The sequence below is a fragment of the Pandoraea commovens genome (assembly GCF_902459615.1).
Classification (GTDB): Bacteria; Pseudomonadota; Gammaproteobacteria; order Burkholderiales; family Burkholderiaceae; genus Pandoraea; species Pandoraea commovens.
Window position 1 is genome coordinate 85,773 of sequence record NZ_CABPSA010000004.1, and the last position, 12,882, is coordinate 98,654.

A 12,882-nucleotide genomic window follows, 5' to 3' on the forward strand; every position below is an offset into this window, starting at 1 on the left:
GATGACGAACGAACAAGATGCAACGGTAGCACGTGTCGCGAAGGCCGCCTGGATGACGGATCTGCCGGACGACATCCCACTCAACTGCCTGACGTTGCCCGGCAGTCACGACACGTGTGCCTACACCGTGGACGACGCGCTCGCCCGGACGCAGCGTGCGAGTCTGGCTGTTCAACTGGCGCATGGCGTGCGGGTACTCGATATTCGCTGTCGTCACGAGGACGATGTCTTTCACATCAATCATCAGCGCATTGCGTTGGGGCTGATGTTCGACGACGTCATCGCGACGTGTGCGGCGTTTTTCGTGCGCCATCCGGGCGAGTGCATCGTGATGTCGGTGAAGGACGAGTGTGGCGACCGGCACTGCTCGCAGAGCTTCGCGCGGACCTTTGCGTCGTACGTCCAGCGCTATGCGGCGCATGTCCGCTGGTATCTGGGTGACACGATTCCTCGTCTGGGAGATGTGCGCGGGGCGATTGTGTTGTGGCGGCGTTTTGCTTATGCGCCGACGGCGATTGCCCCGATGGGGATCGATCTCGCGGCGTGGCCGGACAACGCCACGTTCGATATTGAGCGCGCCGGTGCGTCGTTCACGATTCAGGATGAGTACCGTGTGCCGGTGGAAGCGTCCATCGATTTCAAGTGGCGGCGGATCGATGCACTGCTCGCTCGCAGCGATGCGCTTGCTGCTGAGCGCTGGGTGGTCAACTTTTGCAGTGGCACCGGCATGGGCGCGAATCCGCATCGTGTGGCATGTGGCGGTGTCAGGCCCGATCAACGCGGCATCAACGACATGCTGAGCGCGCGGCTGACCGCGTTCGAGGGGCCGTGCGGCACGATGATGGTCGACTTTTGCGAGCACGCGGATTGGGCGCTGGTGCGCGAGCTGGCGGCGCGAAATGCGCGCTGGCGGCGCGGCTCGTCCGATGCCGACGATGCTCCGCGTTCAATGGAGACGTGATGCGCCGTCACGCACGCTTGTGTTTCGTTTCATCCCCCGAGCGGCGGTTGTCGTCGCTTTTCATCAGGATTTCGTTCCATGCATCCCATGCTTAATGTCGCGATCCATGCCGCCCTCGGCGCGGCACAGATCATCCATCGCGCTTCGGGCGATCTCAGTCGGCTGACCGTCAGCAAGAAGCAGCACAACGATTTCGTGACGGAGGTGGACAAGGCGTCGGAGGCGTCGATTATCGAGATGCTTCGGCGGGCCTATCCGGATCACGCGATTCTGGCGGAAGAGTCGGGACGGGAGGCTGGCGGTTCCGATTTCGAATGGATCATCGACCCGCTGGACGGGACGACGAACTTCATCCACGGCTTTCCCTATTACTGCGTGTCGATTGCGCTGGCGTATCGGGGCGAGGTGGTTCAGGCGGTGGTCTACGACCCGAACGCGAACGAGTTGTTCACGGCGACGCGTGGTGGCGGGGCGTTTCTGAACGAGCGTCCGATTCGGGTGGGCGCGCGGGCGCAACTGGCCGATGGGCTGATTGGCACTGGCTTCCCATTCCGGGAGACGGACGATGTAGAGACCTACACGCGCTTGTTCGTCGAGATGAGCGGTGCATGTGCGGGGTTGCGACGCCCGGGGGCATGCGCGCTGGATCTCGCGAACGTCGCCGCCGGACGGCTCGACGGTTTCTTCGAGCAGGGCGTGAACGCATGGGACATGGCCGCCGGGAGTCTGCTGATCACCGAGGCCGGTGGCCGGGTGGGCGATTACGCGGGCGGCGGCGATTACTTGCGCCTTGGCGAAATCGTCGCTGGCAACCCGGCGGTGTATGCGCAGATGGTGCCGAAGCTGGCGGGGTATAGCCGAACGGTGCAGTGATTGATGGCGAACCGTCACCGTCGGGACCGTGGGCGACGAAATAGCTTTGGATCGTAGTGGGTCTGAACAGCATCGAAGCGTTGTGACGGCTTCTGAAAGGGACGCTTCGGTCGTTCGGATTCTCCTGAAAGCTCCGAGACCGGTGTCGCTGCAATGATGGGTATGGATCGTCACCAAGTGCATCTGTTGACGCACGTTAATTAATGCCCATACAATAAATCAATGCGAATCGAGTTTGATCCGGTGAAAGACGAAGCCAACCGGAGAAAGCATGGACTGTCGCTGGCTTTTGCAGAGTGGTTCGACTTTGAGTGCGCGATGCTGCAGGCGGACATTCGCCACGAGTACAACGACAAGCGTTTCGTAGCGACCGGCCCGATCGACGAACGTATTCACGTGATGGTGTTCACCGTCAGAAGCGGGGTGATTCGCGTGATAAGCCTCCGCAAAGCCAACAGACGTGAGGTAAGAGTGTATGACGAAGCGTAAGCGTCACCCGATGACCGACGCCGAAGATGCCGCTATCACCAGGGCAGCGAAAGCGGATCCGGATAACCCCCCTTTAACAGAAGCGCAATTGCGCAATATGCGACCCGCGCGCGAGGCGCTCTCCGAAGCGTTGGGGCCAGCCGAGGCCGCCGCGATTCTCAAGCGCCGTGGTCGTCCCGTACTCCCGGAGAATCAGCGAAAAGTCACGCTGAACATGCGAGCGGACCGTGAGGTCATTGACGCTTTCAAGGCCACTGGGACCGGTTGGCAAACGCGAATTAACGAAGTGTTGCGAGCCTATGCCGAGTCACATCACATGATTTCCACATGCTGACTCCAGCTCCGCGTCATTTCTTTTAAGCGAGCCGTCACCATGTCATTCATTTCTGTTGCCGTTGCAGCATTGCGGTCGTCGCCGAAGCCGTTTGTCGGCAGCTTCTTGAAGCGGGGTGTTCAGTTTAGCGCCAGTGCCATCATAGGCGTGCTGGGTTGTGCACATCCCGTCCAGGCGGCGACGTCCAGCGAGCGGGCGCGTCTTGAGGCCCCTGTTAAGGCGGTCGCCGATCAGCGCATTGCCGTCGACACGCCGCACGGCAGCGCTGTGCTGCCTGTCTTTGCTGACCATCCGCTGAATCAGCCTGCGCCTGACGTTACGCGTGTGTTCATCGTCATTCACGGCACACTGCGCAATGCCGATGTGTACTACGCCTCGGGGCTGCAGGTTGTCGAGAAGGCTGACGAGGACCGCAAGAGTACGATGGTCGTAGCACCCCAGTTTCTGACGCCCGCCGATACGCGGGCGTTTTCGTTGTCACCATCGACGCTGGCGTGGTCGCAGGAAGGATGGAAGGGCGGGGAGCCTGCGCGTAAGCCGGGGCCGATCAGCTCGTTCGAGGCGCTCGACGCGTTGCTCGCACATTTCGCCAATCGCAGTTTGTATCCGTCGTTGTCGACGGTGGTCATGATGGGGCACTCGGCCGGCGCGCAGTTGTTGCAACGTTACGCCGTGACGGGGCGCGAAGGCGATGCACTCGCGCGTGCGGGCATTGCGGTGCGTTACGTGGTTGCGAATCCGTCGAGCTATTTGTATTTCGACGACGAGCGGCCGAATGCGCAGGCCATCGCGGACGGCACGTGTCCGCGTGCGACGCAATGGAAGTACGGCCTGAAGTCCGCACCGCCCTACGTGGCCTCGCAGGATGCACGTGACCTCGAAGCGCATTACGTCGCGCGCGATGTCGTGTACCTGCTCGGGCAGGCCGACACGAATCCGTACACGCACTTCATCGATCGGTCATGTGGGGGAATGGCGCAGGGGCCGTACCGGCTCGCGCGTGGGCTGGCGTATTTCGACTACCTGAAAAAGCGCCATCCGGACGGTCTCGCACAGCAGGTCGTAGAAGTCCCGGGCATCGGACATGACGGACTCGGCATGTTCACATCCGCGTGCGGACTCGCCGTACTGTTCGGGCGGGCGTTGCCTCCATCGTGTCCGGTGATCGCGGGCACCGCGCCGAAGGCTCGATGAATTGAATGCCATTCGGTTGGGGAGATATGCGTGGTACCCCCCAACCGAAGCTCACATCACGTCGACACTGTCTCGAGTTGAGATCCCCTGGTTTCTACGCCGAAGCACCAGACACATGCCGCAGCGATGCCGAAGCAGGTCGCCGAAAAGAGAAACACCGCATCGCTCGTCGACCAGGTAACGATGGCGCCCACGAGTGTCGGTCCAAGCAAAGCACCGATTCGACCGCAGAGCGATGCATATCCACAACCGGTGGCGCGCGCTCTGGAGGGAAACAGCTCCGGCGTATAAGCATACAAAACGGCCCACATGCCAAAAGAGAAAAACTGCATGCATGCCCCGGCCGCATAAATTGCCCATTCGGCAGCGGCAATCTGCAACAGTTGCCCGAAGACGTATGTCGCGATTGCACCGCCCACGAGGGTGGCGACGCACGTCAACTTTCGTCCGATCCGCTCCACCGCCCAGGCTGCGGCGAGGAACCCGGGAATGCCACCCAGCGATATGTAGACCGTAAACAACACGGACTTCGTTACCGCGATGCCAGCGGCTTGTTGCAGCGCGCCCAGCCATGTGTTCAACCCATAAAATCCCAGTAGCGCGAAGAACCATAATCCCCCGACCACAAGGGTGCGCACCCGATAGTTTGCCGACCAGATGACGCGTAGGCCGCGCCCGCCTGCGACGGGTTCTACCGGCGTAGGTGAAATCGACGGCAAAGTGTCCAAACCGAGCCTGCGCATCACAGAGCGCTCAATGTTGGCTACGACTTCGTCGGCTTCGGCATATCGCCCCTGAGATTCGAGCCAGCGTGCCGACTCGGGCACATATCGACGAACCGCGAAGAGAAACAGGGCTGGTGCGGCTTCCAGGGCGAACAGGACACGCCAGCTGTGTTGGGCGAGTATCGCGTAGGAAAGGAGGCCTGCGCAGATGAATGCGAGCGGCCAGTTTCCATCCATCAGCGCGAGGTATTTACCGCGCTTTTTGGTCGGAATGAATTCGGACAACAGGGTCTGTGCAAGGGGCAACTCCATCCCCATGCCAATGCCAAGCAAGACCCGGCAAGCGCCGAGCGCTACCGGTCCCGGTGCCAGCGCGCACAGCGCACTTCCGGCACCCCAGACCAGCATGCTGATCTGAAACACCGGCTTTCGTCCGAAGCGGTCAGCGGCAACACCCGAGCAGATGGCGCCGATAGCCATGCCAACGAAGCTCGCGCTACCGATCATGCCTGCCTGCACGTTTGTGAGTGCGAAGTCGGCTTTGATCGAGCCGAGCAGGAACGCCATGGTTGCGAGATCAATGTTGTCGAAGAAAAATGCCAGCGATATCACCAGAAATAACCATCGGTGATATCCACACACTGGCAATCGTTCCAAACGTTGTGCTGCCGAAACTCTGCTCACTTCAATCGATTGCATTTGCATACGACTCTCTCCATTTGCGCGTCTCGTTGAATTCGTCAGCACCGAATTTCGATGCTGGCGGTATCAATGTCGTGCGCCAAAACTCGGGCGGCGCGCTGGAAAATGTCGTGAGCAATCGAAGTTACGCCAATGTGAGTTGTGATACTCCTTTCAAATTTCAGCCGGGCGTGGCTGGTGTTCGTTCGGCTCGTGTGGGAAGACTATTGACTGCGACCGAAACGATGAGGATCGAAGGCTTCCTCGGGTAAGCCGGATACGCACGCACCTCGCTCGAACGCATAGCGAAGATACGGTGCTTTCGGTTGACCGGGCGGTGAGTGCTGGCCGTCGGCCAGAATGCGCTTTTTCGCGCTGAGGCTCTCGATGCGGCAACGGATGGCCATTATCTGATTCGCGGCGGCAGGCTCTATCGCGGTGTAGTCGTTTTCCGGGCGGAACTTCGCCAGCGCTTCATTCTGGTGCGCGATCACGTGATGCGTGTCGAGACTGGTCATCGCCCGACACCGCGCGATAACGCTGTAGTACTCAAGGCTGGTGTTTTGGCCTTTGGGGGCTTTCAGCAGAGCCACGGGACGATCGATAGCGATGACTACGTGAGGATCTTGTTGAATGAGCCTGGAGAATGTCCCGAATCGCGAGCAGTGGATCAGAAACGCGTCACCCGTGAAAGTGAAACTCTGTGGCACCACGTAAGGAAACGGGGTGTCGTTGACTGCCGCACGGCAAATCAGTTCGTCTTGCAAGAAGGCTTCGATGGCGGGCCAGTCGCTCCACGCGAGATCGGTCCGTCGCATTTCAGTGTCGAGGTAATCAGGTGTCATGGCTGAGGTCTCCTTCAGTGATAGGAAGTAGCTGCTCACGGCCGGGTCCAAGGCCGATGCCGACGATGCGGCATGCGGTGAACGCTTGAATTGTCTGGAGCAGTGTCTGCAAGGGGCGCGGAAGCTCATCGAAAGCGCTTGGCGTTGGAGGCAGTGTGTCGAAAGCAGGAAAGTGCCGGAGCTCGGGCGCTGGTGTGCCGTCACTGGCAGCATTCACGAGTACGGGGATCTGGCCGTCGCGTGTCTTCGAGAAAAGGGATAGGCAGTCACATTTGTTCAGATAGAGCTCGTCCACGCCATGTCGCTTCACGACGTCCGCCAACTGGGCAAGATCCAGCCGTCCAAGGCGACGCGGGCGTCCGCTGCCAGTGCCGTACTCGCGCGTCAGAATGCGAAGCGCGGTGCCGACGGAAAAATCGTCGTCTGAACTGAGCAGGGCGTCGGCGTCGAACCGATCCATTTCCTCTCGCCAGCCGATGCCCCGTAGCGCGGCGTCGGCGCAGTATCGCGCGGACCGTGCGCCCCCGAACTCCGAGCGAAACGGACCCGAGCCGACGCGAGAAACGATCGCTTTCGCGACGCCGATCGTCTTGCGGTGATACTTGCAGGGAAGGTCGCCCCCGACAAAAGCAAACGAGGGCGACGTGTGACTGGACGTGACGTAGGGTTGCGCTCCTGCAGTAACATCGAGCATGACTGACTGCGCCCCCTCGAAAAGCACTCTCGCGCCGTTCATGACCTTGCGAGTGATCCACTGGGAGTCCACCACAGTGATCGTGTCTCGCAAGCGCTGCCAGGCTTCGCGCATGGTGGCGATTGTCAATGCCCTGGCCGTCTCGTCTTCCGGGGCGTTTCCGCTCAGGGACGCATACTGCGCCATCTGCGTGAACGTCCAGGCTTCATCCGCAACCAGATCGCGAAGCTGAAGCGCAGTTCGTACACCACGATGCGAACGAAGGGCCAGACCTGCGTAACACGGCCCGACGCCGTTGCCGGTCGTACCGATGTCCGCGCCGTTCCCCGCATCGAATTCCAGATGAGCGGGTTGAATCAGTGCGCATTCCTCGCTGACAAACAGACGGTCATGGAGCCCAATGCCGATGTTGGTCAGCGTATCGATCTCATCAGACAGCTTAGTCAGATTGACCACGCATCCCGATCCGATGTAAAGCAACGTCTTCGGATGAAACACGCCGGAAGGCACTTGGGCAAGTCGGGCACGGCCCTGTGGTGAATCCACTGTATGACCAGCATTTGCGCCGCCATTAAAGCGAGCGAGGATGTCGTAATCGCTGGCAAGTTTGTCGACGATTTTTGCTTTTCCCTCGTCACCATATTGCAGTCCGACGAGTACGTCGGCGTAACCGGTGGTGGGGTTCATGGGGCGAGCACGAACGTGGCCTCGATTTCCACGGGCGCGTTGAACGGAAGGCTTGCGACGCCGATGGCGATCCGTGCATGCTCACCGGCCTCGCCGAAGAGTTGTGTCAGCAGCTCCGATGCTGCGTTCACGATTGACGGTGCATCTGCAAATCCTTCCGACGTCGCGACAAAGCCGCCAACGCGCAGCACATGCTTCACGCGATCCAATTGCCCGTCCGTGGCAACGTGGACCCATCCGAGTACGTTCATGACGCAAAGTCTCGCGGCGTTGCGTGCGTCATCGGTGGACACGTCGGCGGGCACCTTGCCGGTCCAGACAGGTGCGCCATCGCGCACCGGTAATTGTCCCGATACGATCAGTGTGTTTTCGTGCAGCTTGAAAGGTTTGAAGGGCGCGGATGTCACCGAGAGTTGCGGTAGGGTGAGTCCCGCTTCGGCGATGCGTTTGTAGATGCTCATTTGATCTCCAGAAAGGTGCCGCCGCTGCGGCTGTCCATTAATTCTGGAGGATTCAAAAAGGAGAAAATGTGGCGGTGGTGCAGACGTGTGTCGCGATTACGCCAATTCGCATCAGGAGCCGCCGGTTTTGAAAAACTCGGTCGGTGTGCATCCGAGCGCTTTACGGAACATCGCGCTGAACGCGCTTGTGCTGTCATAGCCGAGCGACGATGCAATGTCCGTCACCGAGCGTTGTGCACTGAGCATCTGAACCGCGGCGAGCAGTCGGGCTTGCTGTCGCCATCGTGTGAATGTCATGCCGGTTTGCTCCGGAAACAAGCGAATGATCGTGCGCTCGCTTGCGCCGACGACTTGGCTCCATGCGGCGACGGACGTTTCTTCGGCAGGGTTCGACAGAATCCACCGGCAGATACGGGCAATACGTTCGTCCGATGGCATCGGAAGGTGCAGAGGCTCGATGCGCAACGGTCTGATCTCGTGATACAGCAGCTTCACAACGGCTGCGTCTCTTCCCTCCATATCGTAGTCGACTGGAATTCTTGTGACGGCTTCGATGAGTTCGCGTAGCAGCGGCGAAACCGATATCACACAACAATCGCTGGCGCGAAGCGGTACGTGATCGGCGTCGAAATACAGCGTACGCATCTCGATAGGGCCCACGGCCTGCATGCAGTGCCTCACTTTCGGCGGAACCCAGACCGCGCGCAGTGGAGGGACGACCCAGTTGCCTTGTGCGGTGGTCACGATGATGGAGCCCGAACATGCATAGATCAATTGACCTCGGACATGCTCGTGATGGTCGATGAAGTACCGATCGGGCAGGTCGCGCGCCATGCCCCCCACAGGGCGTTTGATGAGCTGGTAGTCCTCTCGATTTTCACTCTTCCCGAACATGGCGTGACCTCGGCATAGATTGACACTTACTCGCGTGCAGCTGTGGCGCATCCGTCTTAGATTCGCTTTTCGCGCCGGAGAAACGCGGCGGAAGATCAACTTCAATTTCGAATAGTGAGGCTAGCATGACGGTTTACCGTTCATTTGATCAAGAGGCGCTGGATCGTCAATACAACGTTCGCGCAGGCATTCCCGATCATCTCGAAATCTTCTCTCGATGGGCCGGCACCAGTGAAGCATTTCGCCGAGCAAATGCGGTCCGTGAGGATGTGGCGTACGGACCCGACGAGAAGCAGACCTACGACTTGTTCCCTGCCCAACGTACGGGTAGACCCACCCTGGTGTTCATTCATGGCGGCTACTGGCAATCGCTGGATAAGTCGGATTTCAGCGCGCTCGCCGGTCTCTATCAGGCCAACGACATCAACTTCGTGGTCGTGAACTACCGTCTGGCGCCCGCCGTTCGTATGGGGGATATCGTTGAGGACAATCGACAGGCTGTGTTGCACCTGTATAGAAATGCGGCGGACCTTGGGGTCGATGGTGACGCGATCTTTGTATGCGGCAGCTCGGCCGGGGGTCATCTGACGGCGGCATTGGCCGGCACCGACTGGACGTCTTACGATGCGCCGCTCGATTTGATCAAGGGGGCGTGTGCCATTAGCGGACTCTACGATCTCGAGCCGATTCGCCTGTGCTATCTGAACAAGGCGGTGCAACTCGACGAACGCGAAGTCGCCGACTTCAGCCCGATCCGACATCTTCCGCGTGTGCCGTTGCCTTACATTCTCAGCGTGGGCGGAGACGAGTCAGACGAGTTTCATCGGTTGCAAGCGCAGTTTCAGACGCTTCTGGACGATCATGGGCTGGATGTTCAGATCGTGCGTCAGCGTGACGGTCACCACTTCGATGCAGTGGATCGTGTGGGCATCGAAGGGAACGACCTGTCGAACGCGATACTCGCGATGATCAAGCATCGATAATCGATGGTGTGGCGATTATGATGCCTCTGATATTGGATAGAGGCATCGCCTGCACCGAAGCGATGGAAAGTGCGGCGAAGGCAGAAAAGCCCACGCGAGCAAAAAAGAAAAGGGGTTGCGATGACTCGCAACCCCTTGAATTCGTTTGGTAGGCCGTGCGGGATTCGAACCTGCGACCAACGGATTAAAAGTCCGCTGCTCTACCAGCTGAGCTAACGACCCAACGAAGAAAAAGATTATAGCGTCGCGGTCGTTATAGTGTCAAGACTTCTGTGACGCGGATGTGTCCATTTCGAGGCTGTTTCTCGCAGTTGCACGCGAATTACGCTCAAACGCTGCGCTCAATGCGCCACATCTGATACTTGAACGCACAGACGCCGCCCACCAGAATCGCCGCGATGGCGACGAACGAGCCGACCGCCAGCGTCGACACACCCGAGAGCCCCTGTCCGACCGTGCAACCCAGCGCCGTCACGCCACCGAATCCCATCAACGCACCGCCGACCATGTGATTCGCCGTATCTTCCGTCCCGTGGAAACCTTCCCAGCGGAAGTTGCGCGATACGAGTGCGTACACGAACGAACCGGCGATCACGCCCAGCACGCTCGAAATCCCCAGCGTGATGACGTTGCTGGTGTCGCTCCACATCATCAGCCAGTACAGCGTGTAAGCGAGCGGGGAGACGAACGATAGTGCTTCCATCTTGCCGGAGTTCGTCGCAACGAAACTCTCTTCAAGCGTGTTCGGATTCTCGGCGACGTAACCGATCTTGCCCGAGACGTACCAGAGCGCCACGATGATCGTGCCCACCACGAGCCCGCCGAGCAGATTGTCGAACGTCCAGAATTCGCGTCGGGCAACGGCGGCAATCACGAATGCGCCACCGACGATCACGCCGAGCACGAGTTGCGCACGGTGCACGTCGCCACCGAACAGACCGCCAAGGAGCGTGGGCAGATCCTGTGACGTTGCAAACGTCGTCTGCACGCTATCGAGCGCGGCCACGCGCAAGACAGCGAACAAGCCCTTGAGCGTCATGTATGCCGACACGCCGATCATCACGAAGACGAGCAACGATTTCAGATTGCCGCCGCCGATGCGCACGAGCGTCTTGCTGCCGCATCCGGATGCGAGCACCATGCCGAAGCCGAAGAACCAGCCGCCGACGAGATACGAGAGCCAGGTAAAGCGCGGCGTCGTGTAAATGGCCTTGACCGGATCGACGATGCCCTGCGAGGCGAGCACGCCCGTGCCGATGGTCGCGACGCCAATGGCGAGCCACCACATCCGCATGCGATTCCAGTCGCCGATGTTCACGATGTCGGAGAGTGCGCCCATCGTGCAAAAGTGCGTGCGCTGGAGCACAGCGCCAAACACGAAGGCCAGGCCAAAGGTGAGCCACACGACAGTGTGGGAGAGGGCGTTCAGATCGACGTCGGTCATGAGGCGAGAAGACGATAGCGGCCGGACTGGCCGTTCGATACGTTGACGCGAGCCACGGGGCGCGGCAGGCAGTGTTGTTATCAGACGTGATGCGCAACCTGTGCACGATCACATCGCGGGTACGGTCGCCATGACGTGCGGGACACTGACGGTCCACACGCATCCCCTGAGACGCCGCGCCTCGAACGTTTGGAAAGTCCGTATTCTACTTGAGGTCATGCCCATCGCTCGTAAAGTGCGCGCCGGAAACGACAACGCCGCCCAGGGGCGGCGTCGTTCGTTTGACGAGTGACCTCACACGGAAGGTTGGTTCGCTCAACCTCCCAGGGGGCGTCTTACTTCAGCTTGGCCGAGCGCTTCTTGGCCTCCGCTGCCGATTCGGTGTCCGGGTACTTGGCCACCAGATCCTGCAACGTTTTCTTCGCTGCCGCAGTCTGCCCGGATTCCGCCTGGTTGCTGGCAATTGCCAGCATGGCCTCGGCAGCCTTCGGGCTCGTCGGGTACTTCGTCACGATCCCTTGCAGCGTCGCAGTCGAACCCTTCAGATCCTTGTTGGCGTATTGCGCATTGCCAAGCCAGAACTGCGCTTCGGGTTGATACGGGCTGGCGGGATACTTCGCCGTGAAGGTCCGAAAATCCGTTTGCGCACCCTTGTAGTCACCGTTGCGGAATTTCGTCAGCGCGGCGTCGAAAACTTCCTTCTCGCCCGGTTGGACGGTGCCGGTCACGCCGCCGACGGTCATCTGCTGCGGTTCGAATTTCTTCAGACGGCCATCGAGGTCGTTGTAGAAATCCTTTTGACTTTGTTGCAGGTTCGCAAGCTGGTTCTTCAGATCTTCGTTCTGGCCGCGTTGATCGGCCAGATCACGTTGCAACTGCTGGATCTGGTTGTTCAAATCCAGCACGTTGCGCGTGAGCCCCTCGATCCGCTGCTTGTCTGAATCCAGACGGCTGCGGATATCGAGGATCGCTTTGCGCGCCTCGTCGTCGTCGAACAATCCGGCATGCGCAAGCGGGCTCAGCACCGAAGTGCCGAGCGTCACTGCGCAGATCATGTTTTTAAGCAAACGAGACGTCATGACGATTCAATCAATAAGCCAGGTCGACGCGACGGTCTTGGGCCCAGGTGGCTTCGTCGGTACCCGTAGCCTTTTCCTTGCCCAGCGACACGGCTTCCATCTGGTTGGCGTTGGCGCCCAGTGCCGTCATCGTCTTCAGGACGGCTTCAGCACGCTTCTGACCCAGGGCCAGGTTGTACTCGCTCGTACCGCGCGGGTCGGTGTTGCCTTGCAGCAGCACGCGACGTTGCGAGTACTTCGACAGGAAGGCCGAGTGAGCCTGGAGCAGCGGGGTGTATTGCGAATCGACGCTGTACGAATCGAAACCGAAGTACACGCTGCGCTTGGCGAGCGGGCCGTTCGGGTTGTTCAGTTCGTCAGCCGATGCGTCGACGGGGGCGACGGCGCGTGCGTCGGTCGTGGTCTGACCCTTGTTGGCGTTAGCCTGGTCGTCGAGCTTCACACCCGACGAGCAAGCGGCCAGAGCGGCCAGCGAAGAGATGGCGAGGATATTACGAAGCAGGGAACTCATATGAGCCTCCGATTGATGTTGCTGTTG

The 12,882-nt window shown here is 59.8% G+C and carries 14 protein-coding genes and 1 tRNA gene; 6 read left to right on the forward strand and 9 right to left on the reverse strand.

The genetic code is table 11. The annotated features are described in order from the left end of the window. The first annotated feature begins 1 nt into the window (after position 1). The 5 genes from PCO31010_RS13225 (at position 2) to PCO31010_RS13245 (ending at position 3,851) form a co-directional block, all read left to right on the forward strand. On the forward strand, positions 2-961 hold the full coding sequence (locus tag PCO31010_RS13225) for a phosphatidylinositol-specific phospholipase C (protein WP_174984707.1): 960 nt from the start codon (positions 2-4) through the stop codon (positions 959-961). 78 nt (positions 962-1,039) lie between these two features. Further along, positions 1,040-1,834, forward strand: coding sequence for an inositol monophosphatase family protein (locus PCO31010_RS13230; RefSeq protein WP_150664697.1), 795 nt, complete (start codon positions 1,040-1,042; stop codon positions 1,832-1,834). Positions 1,835-2,056: 222 nt separating this feature from the next. After that, entirely contained in the window at positions 2,057-2,323 is a 267-nt protein-coding gene (locus PCO31010_RS13235) for a BrnT family toxin (protein ID WP_150664698.1), read from the forward strand. Next, positions 2,310-2,657 carry a BrnA antitoxin family protein gene (locus PCO31010_RS13240; protein ID WP_246184597.1) on the forward strand — a complete coding sequence of 116 codons (348 nt, stop codon included), beginning with the start codon at positions 2,310-2,312 and terminating at the stop codon, positions 2,655-2,657. Before PCO31010_RS13235 ends, PCO31010_RS13240 begins: the two co-directional genes overlap by 14 nt. 39 nt (positions 2,658-2,696) lie before the next feature. After that, positions 2,697-3,851: an alpha/beta hydrolase gene (locus PCO31010_RS13245; RefSeq protein WP_150664699.1), complete on the forward strand. Its 1,155-nt coding sequence runs from the start codon at positions 2,697-2,699 to the stop codon at positions 3,849-3,851. A 56-nt stretch (positions 3,852-3,907) separates the two neighbouring features. Here PCO31010_RS13245 and PCO31010_RS13250 read toward each other — a convergent pair whose 3' ends face one another. The 5 genes from PCO31010_RS13250 to PCO31010_RS13270 all read right to left on the reverse strand — a co-directional run bounded on the left by PCO31010_RS13250 (position 3,908) and on the right by PCO31010_RS13270 (position 8,778). Beyond that, positions 3,908-5,281, reverse strand: coding sequence for an MFS transporter (locus tag PCO31010_RS13250; protein ID WP_150664700.1), 1,374 nt, complete (start codon positions 5,279-5,281; stop codon positions 3,908-3,910). Between the two features lie 200 nt (positions 5,282-5,481). Further along, positions 5,482-6,102, reverse strand: a complete 621-nt coding sequence (locus PCO31010_RS13255) for a pyridoxamine 5'-phosphate oxidase family protein (protein ID WP_174984709.1) — start codon at positions 6,100-6,102, stop codon at positions 5,482-5,484. After that, positions 6,092-7,483, reverse strand: a complete 1,392-nt coding sequence (locus PCO31010_RS13260) for an adenylosuccinate synthetase (RefSeq protein WP_150664701.1) — start codon at positions 7,481-7,483, stop codon at positions 6,092-6,094. Before PCO31010_RS13260 ends, PCO31010_RS13255 begins: the two co-directional genes overlap by 11 nt. Beyond that, complete coding sequence (locus PCO31010_RS13265) at positions 7,480-7,944, reverse strand: RidA family protein (protein WP_150664702.1); 465 nt, start codon at positions 7,942-7,944, stop codon at positions 7,480-7,482. Before PCO31010_RS13265 ends, PCO31010_RS13260 begins: the two co-directional genes overlap by 4 nt. A 111-nt stretch (positions 7,945-8,055) precedes the next feature. Continuing rightward, the gene (locus PCO31010_RS13270) at positions 8,056-8,778 is read right to left on the reverse strand and encodes an AraC family transcriptional regulator (RefSeq protein WP_343039182.1); all 723 of its coding nucleotides are present in this window, start codon (positions 8,776-8,778) and stop codon (positions 8,056-8,058) included. Positions 8,779-8,963: 185 nt separating this feature from the next. Between PCO31010_RS13270 and PCO31010_RS13275 the strand changes: the two genes are divergently transcribed. Next, on the forward strand, positions 8,964-9,821 hold the full coding sequence (locus PCO31010_RS13275) for an alpha/beta hydrolase (RefSeq protein ID WP_150664703.1): 858 nt from the start codon (positions 8,964-8,966) through the stop codon (positions 9,819-9,821). A gap of 146 nt (positions 9,822-9,967) precedes the next feature. On the opposite strand, the gene PCO31010_RS13280 is transcribed toward PCO31010_RS13275, so the two are convergent. From PCO31010_RS13280 to PCO31010_RS13295, 4 genes are all read right to left on the reverse strand, one after another. Further along, positions 9,968-10,043 (reverse strand) — tRNA-Lys (locus PCO31010_RS13280). Positions 10,044-10,149: 106 nt separating this feature from the next. Then, positions 10,150-11,265, reverse strand: a complete 1,116-nt coding sequence (locus PCO31010_RS13285; protein ID WP_150664704.1) for a YeeE/YedE family protein — start codon at positions 11,263-11,265, stop codon at positions 10,150-10,152. A gap of 335 nt (positions 11,266-11,600) precedes the next feature. Next, positions 11,601-12,344 (reverse strand): tol-pal system protein YbgF, encoded by a 744-nt coding sequence (ybgF, locus tag PCO31010_RS13290; protein ID WP_246184598.1) that lies wholly within the window; start codon positions 12,342-12,344, stop codon positions 11,601-11,603. Between the two features lie 10 nt (positions 12,345-12,354). Beyond that, positions 12,355-12,855, reverse strand: coding sequence for an OmpA family protein (locus PCO31010_RS13295; RefSeq protein WP_174984711.1), 501 nt, complete (start codon positions 12,853-12,855; stop codon positions 12,355-12,357). Between the last annotated feature and the right edge of the window lie 27 nt (positions 12,856-12,882).